Origin of the sequence: Margalitia sp. FSL K6-0131 (genome assembly GCF_038008735.1) — a bacterium.
Classification (GTDB): Bacteria; Bacillota; Bacilli; order Bacillales; family Bacillaceae_C; genus Margalitia; species Margalitia shackletonii.
The window spans coordinates 71,431-88,202 of sequence record NZ_JBBOZS010000001.1 but is presented as its reverse complement, the minus strand read 5'-3'; the positions used below and the strand labels follow the sequence as shown (position 1 = coordinate 88,202).

Below are 16,772 nucleotides of genomic sequence, written 5' to 3'. Positions count from 1 at the left end.
ATGAGTGAAAATATCACTTCCATTTTCAACTGATGCCCTTACCCGCAGGGCGGAGACGGAGAATATTGCTAGCTGATAGGCACTGGAACTAGAAAAAATCATATTAGTTATCATTTTTATTTGATAAAATATTTATACTTTTTTAGCATAAAAAGACACAAGTACTTAGCTTGTGCCTTTCACTTTTCATTTTCGTAAAACCATTTTACATGATATTCCTTCCAAAATGATTCTGGTGTAACGGAATTCTCTATAGAGTTTAAAGCTACTTGCCTTCTAATTTGATCTTTTACTTCATTATATGAATAGACTTTGCCATTAATTCGATCCGTAACTTGCACAACCACAAAATGTCCTTTATACGGAATAGGATTACTATATTGATCCACTTTAAGATGTTCAATAGTTTGTAAAAATTCTTTTGAATATTCCTTGGAATCCTCAGAAATATAACCAATATTTCCTCCTTGAGGACTTGAAGCCGGATCAATGGATGCCTCCATTGCTAATGCATCGAAGCTGGAACCATTTTTTAAATCCCGAATAATTTGTTCCGCTTCACCTTTTGTTTTCACCTCTATTAGTGAGATCTTATAAGAAGTAGGAATGTGATAAAAGTACTGATTATCCCGATAATATTTTTTTAATTGTTCTTCCGTTACTTTGACATCTTTCGTGATCAATTTATCAAATAATAAATTTGCTTTAACTTCATTTTTTAACAAGTCATCATTTTGCAGTACACCATCTGAATCCTGAATGGATTTGGCAATGGCCATTTCCTGATTTAATTCCTTATTGCTTACCGATATACCGTATTTTTTTGCCATTTTTTCTATTAGTTTTTGATCAATCAAATTTCTTAGTGTGTCTTTTCCACTTTGTTGTTCCATTGCTAACAGCCAGTCTTGTCTTGCAATCTTCTCGCCATCTACACTTGCAACGGTTTCGTTTAAGTTATTATTTGCAAACGCACTTTGATTCCCGTAATCCTTAAAAGTAAAAAAGAAGATGGTACAAATATTAAGTAAGACTAATCCACCAATAATGTACAATAATTGCTTCTTCCCCAAGGTTCTCTCTCCCTATTTTGCTTCTTCTGCTAACTCCTCAAGCTCTTCTTTCGAAAAAAGATATTTTGAATTACAAAAATGGCATTGCGTCTCCGCTTGTCCATCATCATGAATCATATCTTCAATCTCTGTTTTTCCTAAGCTGATAATGGCAGCAGCAAATCTTTCCTTCGAACAATTACATTTGAATTGAATTGGCATTTGCTCTAATACTTTTACATTTCCTTCGCCTAATAAACTGATTAATATTTCTTCCGGACTTAATCCTTGTTGAATAAGCTTTGAAATAGGAGGACTAGCCTGAATTCTTTTTTCTATATCCTCTATTACTTCTTCATTTGTACCCGGAAGCAGCTGAATAATAAACCCTCCTGCAGCTAATATACTGTTATCTGGATTTACTAATACTCCAACCCCCACAGAAGATGGGACTTGTTCAGAGGCAACGAAATAATAGGTGAAGTCCTCCCCTAATTCCCCCGATACAATCGGTACTTGACCGGAAAAATGCTCACGTAACCCTAAATCTTTTACGACTGTTAGTGTACCATCAGTTCCAACTGCACGACGGACGTCTAATTTTCCATGTTCGTTTAGATCAAAATGAGTTTGCGGATTCGTTACATAGCCACGCACATCCCCTTTAGCGTTACTATCTACAATGATCACACCAACAGGACCATGCCCTTCAATCTTAACCGTTAATTTTTCCTCACCCTTTAACATGGCGCCCATCATTACCCCAGCAGTCATGGCACGTCCTAATGCGGCAGAAGCAGTTGGCCAAGTATAATGACGTCTCTGCGCCTCGCCTACCGTCTCTGTACTTTTCGCTGCATATGCGCGAACTTGTCCATTATAAGCTAAAGCCTTAATCAAATAATCTCCCAATCGAAAAGCCTCCTCATTACTCACTTGTATTCCTTTTATAAATAAGACTTAAACCTTTTAAAGTCAAAAAAGGATCTACAATATCAATTAATTTTGATTCGCTTGCTATTAAGCTGGAGTGTCCTCCTGTCGCAATAACAATCGGTTCCTTTTTACTCTTTGCTTTCATCCTAGTAACAATACCTTCAACTTGACCTACATATCCATATACAATGCCTGCCTGCATTGCAGCTATAGTATTTTTCCCTACTATTCCATCAGGGCGGGTAATTTCAATACGCGGCAATTTAGAAGCCCTGGAATATAAAGCTTCTGCGGATATACCGATTCCTGGTGCTATAGCTCCTCCTAAATATTGGCCTTCTTCATTAATATAGCAATAAGTTGTAGCTGTTCCAAAATCCACTATAATAAGCGGGCTTCCATATTCATGTATCCCCGCAACTGCATTGACAATTCTGTCGGCACCCACTTCTTTTGGGTTATCATATTTAATGTCCAATCCTGTTTTGACACCAGGACCAACAATTAAAGGTTTAACATTGAAGTATTTATTGCACATACGTTCTAGAGCATAGTTTATAGGAGGAACAACGGAAGAAATGATAACACCGTTTATATCCTTGAAATGTATTCCCACATGCTGAAATAAGGCATTTATAATCATTGCATATTCATCTTCAGATTTAAAACGGTCTGTTTCCACTCTCCAATGATGCTTTAGTTTTTCATCATCATATATGCCTAAAACAATATTTGTATTCCCTACGTCTAAAACAAATAACATACTATCACCACTCTAATTAGTCTAATTGCATGCCAACATCATACCATATTTCCATCATAAAATAGGAACGGTTTTATCTAAAAAAAGATATGTTCGTGTTTATAGTTGATATATAGCCTTTCAGAGCATTGGAAATGTGTATGGATTATTCAAGTGATATCCTCCATCAACACTTACTGAAATAAACTCGATATCATATAATTTCACAAAAATAAAAGGGACATCGGAATTAGGAATACGATGCCCCTTTCGTCTAACCTTATTCTTTTGGTTCTTCAGGATTATCTTCGGTCTTTGTATTGGTTGGACCAAACTTTTCTGGTCTAGAAGTTTCATCCTTTTTCTCAGCAAACTCTTCTGATTTCTTTTGGATATTAACCTTTAAATCAGAATCCGCCTCGGATTTTTTACTTTCTATATATGCTGCAGAACTGCGATCTGGCAAAGTGCCATTCTCGTATAACGAACGAATTTGTTCCGCATCTAATGTTTCCACTTTTAACAATGTCTGAGCAATAATTTCAAGTTTGTCACGATTTTCGGTAAGGATCTTTTTAGCACGCTCATAGCATTCTTTGATAATGCTTTGAATCTCCCGGTCAATTTCATAAGCAATTTCATCTGAATAATTTTGTTCATTATTCAGATCTCTTCCTAAAAAGACTTGACCGCCTTGAGCTTGACCAAACTGTAATGGACCAAGCTTATCACTCATACCAAATTCCGTTACCATTTTCCGTGCAATATTAGTTGCACGTTGGAAGTCGTTTGAAGCACCTGTAGATACTTCACCAAATGTAATTTCCTCAGCAACACGGCCTCCTAATAGACCGGTAATCTTATCCAGCAACTCAGGTTTTGTCATAAAATAACGGTCTTCCTTCGGTAACATAACAGCATATCCACCCGCTTGACCACGTGGTACAATCGTTACTTTATGAACCATTTCTGCCTCATCTAAAACTAAACCGATAACAGTATGACCGCCTTCATGATAGGCAACAATATTTCGTTCCTTTTGGGAAATAACACGACTTTTCTTCGCGGGCCCCGCAATAACACGATCTGTTGCTTCATCGACATCTTCCATATCGATTTTTTTCTTATCCTGTCTTGCTGCAACCAGCGCAGCTTCATTTAGCAAGTTTTCAAGGTCTGCACCTGAAAATCCAGGCGTTCTTGAAGCAATTGCTTTTAAATCAACTGTAGGATCTAATGGCTTGTTACGAGCATGAACTCTTAACACTGCTTCACGCCCGTTCACGTCAGGACGGTCAACAGTAATTTGTCTGTCAAATCGACCTGGACGTAATAATGCCGGGTCTAAAATATCAGGGCGGTTTGTTGCTGCTATGATAATGATTCCTTCATTAGCGCCAAACCCGTCCATTTCAACAAGCAATTGGTTTAATGTTTGTTCACGTTCATCATGTCCACCACCTAAACCGGCACCACGCTGACGACCAACTGCATCAATTTCATCGATAAATATGATACACGGAGCATTTTTCTTCGCATTTTCAAATAAATCACGAACACGGGAAGCACCGACACCGACAAACATTTCAACAAAATCAGAACCACTTATAGAGAAGAACGGCACTCCTGCTTCACCAGCAACTGCACGAGCTAATAAAGTTTTACCAGTACCTGGAGGTCCAACAAGAAGTACCCCTTTAGGAATCCTTGCACCAAGCTCCGCAAATTTTCTAGGGTCTTTTAAGAATTCTACTACTTCTACAAGTTCTTGCTTTTCCTCATCTGCACCAGCTACATCACGGAAACGAACTTTTTTCTTATCATCATTGTAAAGCTTTGCTTTGCTTTTCCCAAAGTTCATTACACGACCGCCGCCGCCTTGAGCTTGGTTTAGCAAGAAGAAGAAGAGAATAAAGATAATGACAAACGGTATGATGGAGGTGAAAAAGGATACCCAACCGCTTGTTTCTTTTGCCATCATTACATTAACTTTTGTTTTTGCAGCAGCTTTATCAATACGATCAAGCGCTGCCTGACTATTCATTACATATGTAAGGAATTGTTCTTTGTTATTCAATTCTCCTCTAACTTCATACACGCCTCTTTCAGGCTGCATAGAGAAGTTTTTTACTTCCCCCTTATCTAAGGAAGAAACAAATTGATCATATGATATATTCTTCGTAGGCTCATTGTTATTGTTAAAGTAACTTACGATACCAATAAGAACGAGGAATAATAATACATAAAAGATTGTATTTCTAAATATTCTGCTCATTCCTTACCTCCTCCCACGTTCAGAAAACTATAATAAATAGTATCATAGAGAATCTTGACATTTCAACAATTTGCACTTGCAATAAAAGCTTTTTTGAAAGCATTTTCTAAACGTCACATTGTTAGTGTAGACTTATTCACTTTTCGTATACACTTCCGGTTTCAAAACTCCGATATAAGGAAGATTTCGATACCTTTCAGCGTAATCTAATCCATAACCGACAACAAAGGCGTCAGGAACAATAAAGCCTACATAATCAGCCTCTATATTAGCCTTTCGACCGGTTGGCTTATCAAGCAATGTCACAATTTTGATGGATTTTGCTTTTCTATAACGGAACAACTCCACTAAATAGCTTAAAGTGAGCCCGCTGTCGATGATGTCTTCGATAATAAGAATGTCTCTTCCCTCAACGGAGGTATCAAGATCCTTTAAAATTTTGACTTCCCCGGAGGAAACAGTGGATTTGCCATAGCTCGAAACATCCATGAAATCCATTTCCAAATAAGTGTCTATCCGCTTCACCAAGTCAGCCATAAACAATGTCGCACCTTTTAAAACTCCAATGGCTAGCGGAAAGCGTCCGTCATAATCTTTTGTAAGTTGTTCTGCTAAGTCTTTCGTCTTTTTTTGTATTTCTTCTTCTGAAATTAACACTTTTTCAATATCTTGTTTCATTAACTTTGTTGCCCCCTAGAAGATGATTGTTTGCAGTATTGTAAAATATAATAAGCTTCATTAGGTACGGGCGGCTTGTCATAACATGATTTCTTTAACCCGGGAATCCATAAAATAATTCCATCATGGTCTGTTACAATCGGCCATAATTCCCTTTCGTCTATCGGAACTTTTTTATCAATAAATATATCCTTCACTTTTTTCGTTCCATTTAATCCTTTTACTTTCATTCTGTCACCATTACGTTTTGTGCGAACAGTGATAGGAAATTTAATATCATTTGCATGTATACAGATAATATTATTCCCTTCGTTCATGGGTAGATGCTTCCCTTTTTTTATTTGAATCAGATATCCATTTGGAAGATTTACCTTGGCTCCATCCTCTAGTATAAATTCATATGCAAAAGATTGTTTCGCGCGAGCAAAAGCGAAGCGGCATCTTTCATAAGAACGGATAACCGTTAAACCCAGTGGTAAATCTAGCTTTCCAGATGGATGGTGAAGATTCGCTATTAACTCCAGAACAGCATCAATATGAACGGATAAAAAAGTACCAGGATTTTCTTTATAGAGATAGTTTAATATTAGTTGAATCCCTCTTCTTTGTAAAGGCAAAGGCATTATAGAAAAGGTCTTAATGTTAATGGTAATCTCATCATCTGTTTTATTCCATACTTTATTCATTTCTTTCTCTGTTAATGCCTGCAAAAATGATTCATCCTCCAACAATTCCTCACTGAACCGCTGAAAGTGTTCATGTACATGACTATTTTCTTTTTTTAAAAACGGAAGTATTTCCATTCGGAAGCGATTCCTAGTATATTCGGCAGATTGATTACTAGGGTCTTTACGGGGCTTTAATTGATAATAATTGCAGTATTCTTCTATCTCCTTTTTGGTTATACAAAGGAGAGGCCTGATTAACTCGCCACCCTCTACCTTTCTTCGAAGTGGAATGCCCGCTCGTCCTTTTCCAGAACTACCGCGTGTCAACCTCATCAAAATTGTCTCTATTTGGTCATCTCCATGATGTCCCAGGACGAGCTTATTCAGACCAAATTTCTTCATGGTTTCGTCATAAAATTGATAGCGATATTTTCTTGCTGTTTCTTCAAAACCATTTCCTTCAATATGTACTTTTTCTTCTATATTGATTCTTGCAGCTGTGATATGAACACCGAGCTGATGGCAAAATTCCTCCACAAACAATAAATCCTCGTAGGACTCCTGCCCGCGCAGCATATGATCAACATGCGCTACAGTCAGAGAGATAGAGAAATAGTCCTTCTTATGGAATAAATAATGAACTAAAGCCAATGAGTCCGGTCCCCCGGATACTCCGACCAATACGGAATCTCCCTTTTCCAATAATCGATGCTTTTTGATAAATTCAGTTACTTTTACTTCAAATGACAGCATATCGTTATTCTTTCCTTTAAATAATAAAATACCTTAAGGTTATAGTACCAAATAAAAATTTTTCAATCGAAAATAATGCATTAAAAATTTGAAATTTATAATGTTAAGAAAAGATAAGCGCCGCAGTTATAGCGTTGAAGTACTAATTTCACCTTCGTCGTCACAGGCGTGAACAGCGAAAAAATATTTCGAGATAATTCACGAGCTAGTGAAAACTGGTACTTCAAATTTCAACGAGTATAACTTTTAAAAGTAATTTTACCTGAAGTCCTTACTCCCAGGAAGGAGGGAGAAATCTTCGGGCCGATTAATATGTTAATAAACTTATACGTTCTTATTTAAAAAAAGGGAGTCATACAAAATATGGCCCCCTTCCTACAGTAAATGTCCATATACATATAGAATATATAGAAATGATATTACTAATATAATCATCATTGTTTCTAAAAAGCCAACAATTTTATTATGCCTTCTCCTTCTTACTCTTGAAGCGGTTCCCTTTTTTGGTTTGGTTGAATTTACTTTCATGGTGGAGCTATTTTGAGTATTACCAGAATCGCTAGACAGTAATTTTAATAAATCCTTCCTCATTTCTAATGCAGCACTATATTTACCAGTGATGGCCTTCCATAAAATATCACGACGCTCTGCTAATTCCGGCTTAGCCTGAATAGCTTTTTTCAGCTGCTCAAGCCCCTCCCTTTGTTTGGTAAATCTTTTGGGATAGGATAAATTGATCATTACCATTGCTGTCGCAAATAAATCATAGCTAGGATCTGCTTTTCTAGAACCAGCTCCCCAATAACCCCTATCAAAGAACTCTGTATACTCCTTGATGGCTCGTCCTATCATAGTTGTTCCACCAACATCAATACAACGTATTCGTGTCGGAGGACCTGTCACAATTAAATTTTCCGGTTTTAGATCTCCAAAAACCCATCCTTCATGATGCAGACGATCCAAATCATTTAAAAGTTGCAAAATTAATACATCCGACCATCCATGGCCTTTCTTTTGCACAAAGGCTAATAAATCCGGTCCATGTATATATTCCATCACATAGAAGGGAATCCTTTTGTTATGTGTTTCCCAATCATCAATTTCTAGCAAAGAAGGCCCGAGGGTATTCCCTTGGACCTTTGAAAATGATTTTAGGACATTTACCTCAGAGGTAATAGATATCGAATTATCACTCATTTTTAGTGCTACATAACCTTGTTTCCCTTCTGCCAGGTAAACCATTCCGTTGGCACCATATCCCAGCTCCTTAATAAGGGTATAATGGTTTTTATTCCATTTACCATATATGACAGTACCTGATTGAAATTTATATTGACTCTTCAAAGTATTGTTCATCATCACGAGATAACAATCCCCTTAAAGAACGTTTTTTATTAAAATAAGCAATCGCTTCTTTAATAGCTGGACCAGTTGGCGTAATACCGCCTACGCTTAATTTTGAAAAAACAGTAGTAAGTGATTCCAATCTTGGTGTCCAATCCAGCAATTTTTCGACATCTTTCCTTTTCCCGGGAAATACAAAAACGGAGAATTGGTTATTTCCCATTCTGGCATTTAAGCTTAATGATAGGTCCAATAAGGCCTCCTTTACGGTTGGAAGCTTATGCTTCATACTTGCACTTGTATCGACAAGAATCAACACGTCCAAGTCTACTGTTTCACCAAGCTCATCCACTACTTCCATTACCTCTCCCCTTTGCTCAGGCGGGAGTTCTTCCATTGATGTATTGCGACCCAAGATATGCTTTAACTCACGATTTACTACACCTTGTAATGTTTGAGTCATTGCCTTTCGCGTTACCATCTGGACAGTTTGCGACAAGCTTTGGGCATATACAATCTGACTGACACCACCACCCGACATGGATATTCCCTCAATTTCTTGCATTCCCTTCTCATCAATTACATCATTTTCCATTACACCAATAACATTAATGGTGATACCTTGTTCTTTTGCCAAGGCAGCCATTGCTATTGGATCGCCTCCTTGATTTGAACAACCATCAGTAATAAGCAGAATTTGCTTTAATGTTCCTGTTTTCAAAAATTTCCCCTCCAAATCGTCATTCTTTTGAATAAAATAAAAAGAAGCTTTTGTTAATAACCATCTTCGACGATTTAAAGGGGTTTTATACTTTTTATGTTTACTATTTTTTAAGTTTTGGATGTATCGTGATTATTGATGATGGACAATATATGCACTGGAACATACTCTATTCGATACAAAACCTGGAGAAACATGTACATATATGGCGTATAAAAATATCATTATTAGCAGATCCCTAGTTTTAATAAACTGTTTCTAAGATATTAATGCTTTTCGTTTACTCACCGGAATAGCCGCCCATTTTGGGGTATTGTGTTCAATTTTGGCTACAACAATCGTCATATCATCGTCTATTACTCCTGATCTTGTCCGAATGACCTCCTCCATAATTAAATCGGCTATTTCCTGGGGATCTTCCGTTTGCAATTCCCGTATTTTTCGTTTCATCCATAAGTCATAATTTTCTACATGCTTTGGCCCTTCAAAAATACCATCGCTCATCATCACAAGCAGATCTCCGGCCTTCAACTGATCGGAAACGACATCTACATCAAATTCCTGAATCATTCCCATCGGTAAATTACTAGATTCTACTTTCAATACTTTATTAGCCCTCTTAATAAAGCTTGGAGTAGAGCCTATCTTTAAAAACTTTGCACTCGCGTCCTGCAAATCAATCATTGCCAAGTCTAGTGTGGAAAAAATTTCATCTGTTGTTCTTAAGGAGAGAATGGAATTTACAGATTTAATAGCCACTTTCTCTTCTATTCCGGACTGTAAAATTTTCTGGAGCAATTTAAGCGTTTCGTTACTCTCATGATGTGCTCTTTCTCCATTCCCCATCCCGTCACTGATGGCAATAGCATATTTTCTTGCCCCAAGTTCAATCATGGAATAACTATCCCCCGAGATGAACCCCCCTCCTTTTGCTGCGTGGGCGACACCTGTTTTTACAACATATGCCTTGTCCGACCTAAAGGTTACATAAGTAAATCCATTAGGGTAAGCTACATATTCCGCTTTTTTAACAACGATGGTTTCTCCTAAAATATCAGATAACAAGGGCGCAATAATTTTTTCACATTCCCCGTGGCTATTATTCGTTGGAATAGTCATATCAATATCGATATTGCCTTCCTCCAGACTATATATTTCTACCTGTTCAATTTCTAATCCAAAATCCTGTAACGCATCTAAAATCATTTCCTCTTGCTTTTGATGATTCTCCCTTTCCCTTTTTATTTCATTCGCAAAATCACCCATTACTTCGGAAACACCCAATAATTGTTCTGCAACTAATTTTCGGCTTTCTTTAACCTGTTTCCTTAGCTTTTGGTTTGCATAGAAAAATGTCAGCTCCTGATAAATGGCATCCTCGACTTTCTTTGCTTTTACACAATGTTTTTCTAACTCACGATGAGTACGCTGAGGTATTACTCCTTCCCCTTTATCGCATTCATTCATCACCTTTTTCATTAGTTCATATGTTTTATCAAAATTATTTGCCCAGCACTGTTCTTTTTTGAAGCAGGACTGACAAGTTTTTTCCGTCACATTGCTTAAATAATAATCAAGCTCCTGATCTTCTTGATCTCCTTCCCGCCACTGATCATATTGGGAGAAACTATTTGAAAGTGCTTGAAAGACGGAGGAAAATTGTTCAACTCGGTGAACGGTGATGTCTCTGATTTTTCTCATGTATTGTTGCTGTTCCTGAGCAAATTCTGATGTTCCCGGAATATGCTTTGCCATTTTCATTGTCAACTGCTGCGGCGTTAAAATAAGCAGCATTATGGCAATACAGGATTCATAAATATTTTGAAGTAAAGGAGTTTGGGCATCTCCATACATTCCTATTAATAAGGTGGCAATTAATAAACCAATGGAAGTGCCGACTTTCCTCCCTTCTTTTAAAAGCCCTCCTAACAATCCCGAAAAAGCCAATAAACTCATTTGATAGAAACTAGATACATTTGCTAAGCTAAAAATGAGACCTGTGACGACTCCTACTGTTGATCCAACCGTTGCACCTCCAACAAATGCAAAAAGAAGAACCAGATACCTCGATAAAATATGCTCTATGGATAAATTATAGATGGACCACCCAATGGTTCCTGTAAGCACAGAAGCCAGCATAATTATTAGACTGACAACCTCTTCTGTTTTGAAACTTTTTTTTCTTTTTTTAAGTGATAAGAGTGGAATGCTCTGCATAAATATAAGTGTGAGGATAAAAGTGAGACATGCCTCCACCCCAGCCATCATACCATCATATAAGGTAATGGTTTCATGATGTTGAATATAAAGAAAGGCACATCTTGCAGCAAAAGAAGTAAAAAATACATAGTATGGCAGAGCCTTTATTTCATCCTTATGAAATCTGGCAAACAGCCGGAAAGCTACTAAAAAAATGACCGCACACGAAAAAGTATAGACAGTACTGGCGATTGATAAGGTAAAAGCACCTGCAAGCAGTCCCAATAAAACTAACGGCGCTTTTTTTCTCCTCATCATATACACGGAAACAAAGAACGGCAGTGAAAATGGTGATAAATGTGATAATATTAAGGCTCGTCCAAGTAAAAAACCGATAATAATGAGAGCTACACCTTTTTGGAGAAAGAATTGGTCTAGCTTTACTTGAAGACTGGTTAATCTTCTGGAAACTTCAAGCTTTGTTTCCTCTAAGTTACTTCCTTGATCCATAAAGCTATGTTCCGCCTTTTCCATTTTTATACACCCCTCTAGCGTAGTAGTTGCAAATCATTATATATTGGACAAGTCTAGAAGTTTGTCAAAATTGAGAGATGAATAGAAAGAAAAGTTCGACTTCTTTCAGCGAAAAGATGGATGGTCTTCCATGTTTCTCGTCAAATAACGAGATAATAAACAGGAGATTTTTATCTTTATTAAGAGAATACCGTATGCATACTGAGATTGAAGGCACATTCGACACTATTTTGTAAAGACGGTCCATCTTATGCCATTAGCCTGGGAAACTCACAAAAAATGTTTTCCACACAAATTGATTAAAAAAATAGTAAAAGTATATTGACAAAGAACCAATCCGTAGGTAATATAGAACTTGTGCTTTTGAAATATCTTTTAAATATGGCGGCGTAGCTCAGCTGGCTAGAGCGTACGGTTCATACCCGTGAGGTCGTGGGTTCGATCCCCTCCGCCGCTACCAATTTAATATGGCCCGTTGGTCAAGCGGTTAAGACACCGCCCTTTCACGGCGGTAACACGGGTTCGAATCCCGTACGGGTCATTACAAAACACAAAAGGCGCCTTGCTAAGCAAGGCGCTTTTTTTTGGCTGCATAAATACTAACCTTTTTTTGTTAAAATCGAGTAGGAGGGGGTGACTAACCCCCGACCTCTCACACCACCGTACGTACCGTTCGGTATACGGCGGTTCACTTAAGTATGACGCAAATGGTTGTATCTATCTAACAGACTTTTAAGCTTTTGATTTCTCCAAAACTTTAGATTTAGTGTTGTGTGTAAGATAGGACTATTCGAAATGCGCCAATATTTCTTACGAGAATTTCCCCATTCATGGGCCTTCTCTCTTGGAACGCCAAGGGATATGAGCCTTTTAATTTTTGTTTTGGGTAGTTTCCATTGTTTCCAAAGGCACATTCGGAGTCTTCTTCGAATATGTTCATCCAGTTGTTTAAAGGGAGTTGGCGTGTCTGCCAGCGCAAAATATCCGCACCAACCAACAAGGTATTCATTTAGTTTCTCAATACGCAATTCCAATGGAATGGGTTTTGACCTTGATGTTAGTTCTTTTATTCTACTTTTAGCTCTCTTTATACTTTCTTTTGCGATACGGATTTTTGGATTACGGTTTGATGTGAAGCTGAATCCAAGAAACTTTCGTTTCCACGGTCTGTCCACCGCACTTTTCTCTTCATTTACTTTTAGTTTAAGCTTCTTTTCAATGAAAGTAGTGATAGAACTCTTGACGCGTAAACCTGCCTTCTTGGTTTTTACGTAAATATTACAATCATCTGCGTAGCGGACAAATTTGTGTCCTCTTTCCTCTAGTTCCTTATCTAATTCATCTAACATGATATTGGAAAGTAGTGGACTTAATGGTCCACCCTGAGGAACACCTTCTTCGCTGATAGTTTCCACACCGTTTATCATAATCCCCGACTCTAAGTATTTTCTAATTAACTTTAGAATCGTCTTATCCTTGACTCTTTTTGCTAGGAGTCCCATAAGCATATCGTGATTTACCTTGTCGAAGAACTTTTCTAAGTCCATATCTATTACCCATCTGTAGCCCTCTTCTATATATTGCCTTGCTTCCCTAACGGCATCATGTGCCCTTCTTCTGGGTCTAAACCCATAGCTATGTTCGGAAAAGGTTGGGTCATAGATTGGGGTTAATATTTGGGCAATCGCTTGTTGGACAAAACGGTCTGTCACGGTAGGAATACCTAATAAACGAACGCCGCCATTTGGTTTCGGGATTTCGACTCGTCTGACTGGCATAGGCTCATAGGTTCCGTCCTTTATTGAATTTCGGATTTCTTGCCAATTTTGTAGAATATGCGCTCGTAGGGATTTTACAGGCATTTCATCTACTCCATGGCTACCCTTATTCTTTTCGACACGTTTCAATGCCGAAAGTAGATTGTCCCGTGACAGTATTCGTTCCATCATTTCGATACATCCTTTCACGTGAATATACGTGCTATTTGTGCCATTGTTTATTCCACCCTCTTAAAGTCCCCTGTGGAATTCACCACTTCCTCCTTTAAGTAAGTCCAATTGGATTGTCTGTATCATCATAAACAATGAACGCCTAGTGTATATTCTCCTTAAATGTTCAGTCCTTCCCTAACCATCTTAAGCTAGTCAGGTACTATGACCTCTGCTGACTTCTGGCTGTTCAATTACCCTTCACAAAGTAAGTTACCGAGTGTGCTCGGCATTTCAGCCAGACCTCCCCAGGTAAGAGTACAGTCTTTCTCCCCATCTATCTGCTTCATTTACTCTGTATCATCTTTGGCAGAAAGGACTTCGTTTTGTTTGGCAAACTCATCCAATGATACCTAGCCTTATATGAAGTTCGTGTCCCTCAGACCGGAGATTTGCCGCCCGCTTCCTTCAGATTCTGCGTCACCACAGACACCCTTGCGTTTAGCTACTGCTACTTCTGCCTTCACAGTTCGGGACTTTCACCCTATAGACTGCACCCATGCTGGGCGCACCAAAAAAGACATTCTTCTTAAAAAGAATGCCTTTTTTATTTATGAAGATTACCTTCACCTGCTATATGTGAATAGACAGCAAGTTAGCCTCGTCTAGCACCACGGCCGCCGCGTTTCGATTCTGTATGGCGTTTTAATGAAGATAGACGATCTTCACTATCCTTTAAAAAACGAGCCATTTTTTGCTCGAAGTTTTCTTTTGGACGTTGATTATGACTTGGTTTATTATGACGAGGTTTCTGAGTTGGTGCCTGTTCTTTTGCTTTTCGAATCGATAAACCAATTTTGCCGTCTTTCTCAACATTAATGACTTTTACTTGGACCTCATCGCCCACTTTCAAATGTTCATTAATATCCTTCACATAGTTATCCGCTACTTCACTAATGTGAACAAGACCTGTTGAGCCTTCAGGCAATTCAACAAACGCTCCAAAATTAGTGATCCCTGTTACTTTCCCTTGTAACTTGCTGCCTACTTCGATCGACATAAAAAATAATTTCCTCCTTAAAAGATAAAAGATAAAGCTTATTATATATTATATCGGACGTTAAAAAAGAGTGTCAATAAGACACATCTTTATCCTCGTCCTTCTTCTTCTTGTCGTCAGGAATGTTAAAAATAATTTCTCCCTTTTCAGAAAGGAAATATTCACTTCTTGCCAGCTTTGCAATATAGTTATCATCGTTTAATTTTACTACCTCATCTTGAAGGTAGGTCTTTTTTTTCTTCAGATCAGCAAGTTTTTTCTCTAGCTTTGCCTTTTCTGCTTGTTTTACCTCAAGCTGGTGGTTTCTTAAGATGAGTGTGGAAACCAACAAATATACCGATGCCAATGCGATAATACTAAAAACCGCTAATCTGCGGAAAAGTAATTTTTTCCTTCTCGCCATTACTTTCTCTTTCATCATTTGCTGTTTTGTATATGCATTTTCCATCGGCGTAATATTTTTTTCTTTCCGGACACCCATCTCTAAACCTCCTATCTTGATTCCTATAAAACCCTACTTTTTATAAAAAATACTGCTTATAAATTTCCACGCATACATAACTTTATTCTTAGTTTTTTCCAAAATCCCTGCAAATCCAGAATAGAATTTTTCGACTGATTTTTTAATAAATCCAGGAACTAATTTCCATAATAAACTTAGAATCCATTTAATTGGATAAAATATAACCTTTAACACCCATAATAACATCTTTATAATCATTTTTACAAGGGACAATAGTACCTTTCCTAATGTAATGGATAGCGTAATGATTGCCAAAACAATCCATTTAATTGGATGAAAAATCAGCGACATAAATAATCGTAGTATAAATTGATAGATTGATATTACGGCATTAATTATTGCCTCAAGTAATTTAACATAAATATTTTTCATTAAAGCTTGATATGCCGCAAAACCACAAACTAATGCAATAAATATATAAAAACGGATTTCCCCATAGTTGACTAAGAACAAAATATAGAAGATGGCTAGTCCCTGTATCAGCCAAAACATCACATCATTGATGAATACAATCCACTTTTTTCTCTTACCTCTTTGAAGGAAACGGTTATACGTATCAAGGGAGGCACCAAAAATGCTTCCCATAGCGATCATGGCAAGCATCGTGTAAAACTGGGTGGTTAGGCTCATCGGAATAGCTTGCTAAAGAAGCCTTTAGCTTTCTCCCCATGATGTTCATCTAAGTATACCAAATCAAAGACCTTCCCCTTGATGGAAACAATCCCTTTTTCTACATCGAGATTTTTCATTTGCAGGTTTTGTCCTCGAATAGCTAAAAAGCCCATCACCGTTTCCAATAGGAACTCTTCATTGTCAAAGCTATCAACTTGTTTTACACCCGTAATGTCTAAAAGCTTCCTCCCTCTCATAATCACATCATGTTCTTGATTTACATTTTTCCCACTAGAAGGTGTATCATAATACTGACTCAACTTAATCCCCCGCTTTCCGTATTCCTGCCATACATATGCTTTCAGCTATCTTTCAACTAGTCCAAGCTATATAATCATGTGTATGTCAAGGTTCGGAAAAAAAGAACAAGCCTGTTTCAATACAATAAAAAAACTCCCTATAAAAGGGAGTGACTATTCTTGATTAATCCGTTCGTCTTTCAGTACCGAATACATACCGGCCGCGTCCTCTTTACGAGTGTTTTCTTGCAGATTTTCTACCTTCACCGTTACTAGTCTTTGACCGAATCGAACCACCAGCTCATCACCAATTTTCACATTTGAGCTTGCTTTTGCCTGCTGACCATTAATCGTGATTCTTCCTTGATCTGCTACTTCCTTTGCAAGAGTTCTCCTTTTGATTAATCTGGAAACCTTTAAAAATTTATCTAATCTCATCGTTGTCATA

The 16,772-nt window shown here is 37.6% G+C and carries 15 protein-coding genes and 2 tRNA genes; 2 read left to right on the top strand and 15 right to left on the bottom strand.

Annotation, left to right across the window (positions count from 1 at the left end; genetic code table 11):
- Positions 1-179: 179 nt before the first annotated feature.
- From NSQ59_RS00425 to spoIIE, 9 genes are all read right to left on the bottom strand, one after another.
- Positions 180-1,073, bottom strand: coding sequence for a peptidyl-prolyl cis-trans isomerase (locus NSQ59_RS00425; protein WP_340828546.1), 894 nt, complete (start codon positions 1,071-1,073; stop codon positions 180-182).
- A gap of 12 nt (positions 1,074-1,085) precedes the next feature.
- A complete protein-coding gene (hslO, locus tag NSQ59_RS00420; RefSeq protein ID WP_055741699.1) occupies positions 1,086-1,964 on the bottom strand; it encodes an Hsp33 family molecular chaperone HslO in 879 nt (292 codons plus the stop codon).
- Positions 1,965-1,980: 16 nt separating this feature from the next.
- The gene (locus NSQ59_RS00415) at positions 1,981-2,751 is read right to left on the bottom strand and encodes a type III pantothenate kinase (protein ID WP_340828544.1); all 771 of its coding nucleotides are present in this window, start codon (positions 2,749-2,751) and stop codon (positions 1,981-1,983) included.
- A 259-nt stretch (positions 2,752-3,010) separates the two neighbouring features.
- The gene (gene ftsH / locus NSQ59_RS00410; RefSeq protein ID WP_340828542.1) at positions 3,011-5,005 is read right to left on the bottom strand and encodes an ATP-dependent zinc metalloprotease FtsH; all 1,995 of its coding nucleotides are present in this window, start codon (positions 5,003-5,005) and stop codon (positions 3,011-3,013) included.
- A gap of 132 nt (positions 5,006-5,137) precedes the next feature.
- On the bottom strand, positions 5,138-5,683 hold the full coding sequence (gene hpt / locus NSQ59_RS00405) for a hypoxanthine phosphoribosyltransferase (RefSeq protein ID WP_055741696.1): 546 nt from the start codon (positions 5,681-5,683) through the stop codon (positions 5,138-5,140).
- A complete protein-coding gene (gene tilS / locus NSQ59_RS00400) occupies positions 5,683-7,104 on the bottom strand; it encodes a tRNA lysidine(34) synthetase TilS (RefSeq protein ID WP_055741695.1) in 1,422 nt (473 codons plus the stop codon). Before tilS ends, hpt begins: the two co-directional genes overlap by 1 nt.
- A 375-nt stretch (positions 7,105-7,479) precedes the next feature.
- A complete protein-coding gene (locus NSQ59_RS00395) occupies positions 7,480-8,463 on the bottom strand; it encodes a serine/threonine protein kinase (protein ID WP_126648479.1) in 984 nt (327 codons plus the stop codon).
- On the bottom strand, positions 8,432-9,169 hold the full coding sequence (locus tag NSQ59_RS00390; RefSeq protein WP_055741693.1) for a vWA domain-containing protein: 738 nt from the start codon (positions 9,167-9,169) through the stop codon (positions 8,432-8,434). Before NSQ59_RS00390 ends, NSQ59_RS00395 begins: the two co-directional genes overlap by 32 nt.
- Before the next feature lie 258 nt (positions 9,170-9,427).
- The gene (spoIIE, locus tag NSQ59_RS00385; RefSeq protein ID WP_340828538.1) at positions 9,428-11,902 is read right to left on the bottom strand and encodes a stage II sporulation protein E; all 2,475 of its coding nucleotides are present in this window, start codon (positions 11,900-11,902) and stop codon (positions 9,428-9,430) included.
- Positions 11,903-12,285: 383 nt separating this feature from the next.
- Here spoIIE and NSQ59_RS00380 point away from each other — a divergent pair.
- Positions 12,286-12,362 (top strand) — tRNA-Met (locus NSQ59_RS00380).
- Positions 12,363-12,371: 9 nt separating this feature from the next.
- Positions 12,372-12,443, top strand: a tRNA-Glu gene (locus NSQ59_RS00375).
- Between the two features lie 151 nt (positions 12,444-12,594).
- Here the strand turns inward: NSQ59_RS00375 and ltrA are convergent.
- The 6 genes from ltrA to NSQ59_RS00345 all read right to left on the bottom strand — a co-directional run bounded on the left by ltrA (position 12,595) and on the right by NSQ59_RS00345 (position 16,762).
- On the bottom strand, positions 12,595-13,851 hold the full coding sequence (ltrA, locus tag NSQ59_RS00370; RefSeq protein WP_340828527.1) for a group II intron reverse transcriptase/maturase: 1,257 nt from the start codon (positions 13,849-13,851) through the stop codon (positions 12,595-12,597).
- A gap of 634 nt (positions 13,852-14,485) precedes the next feature.
- Positions 14,486-14,890 carry a S1 domain-containing RNA-binding protein gene (locus NSQ59_RS00365; protein WP_055741691.1) on the bottom strand — a complete coding sequence of 135 codons (405 nt, stop codon included), beginning with the start codon at positions 14,888-14,890 and terminating at the stop codon, positions 14,486-14,488.
- Positions 14,891-14,963: 73 nt separating this feature from the next.
- Complete coding sequence (locus tag NSQ59_RS00360; protein ID WP_055741690.1) at positions 14,964-15,371, bottom strand: FtsB family cell division protein; 408 nt, start codon at positions 15,369-15,371, stop codon at positions 14,964-14,966.
- 33 nt (positions 15,372-15,404) lie between these two features.
- Complete coding sequence (yabQ, locus tag NSQ59_RS00355; RefSeq protein ID WP_055741689.1) at positions 15,405-16,043, bottom strand: spore cortex biosynthesis protein YabQ; 639 nt, start codon at positions 16,041-16,043, stop codon at positions 15,405-15,407.
- The gene (gene yabP / locus NSQ59_RS00350) at positions 16,040-16,345 is read right to left on the bottom strand and encodes a sporulation protein YabP (RefSeq protein ID WP_055741688.1); all 306 of its coding nucleotides are present in this window, start codon (positions 16,343-16,345) and stop codon (positions 16,040-16,042) included. Before yabP ends, yabQ begins: the two co-directional genes overlap by 4 nt.
- A 153-nt stretch (positions 16,346-16,498) precedes the next feature.
- Positions 16,499-16,762 (bottom strand): RNA-binding S4 domain-containing protein, encoded by a 264-nt coding sequence (locus tag NSQ59_RS00345; RefSeq protein ID WP_055741890.1) that lies wholly within the window; start codon positions 16,760-16,762, stop codon positions 16,499-16,501.
- Positions 16,763-16,772: the final 10 nt, after the last annotated feature.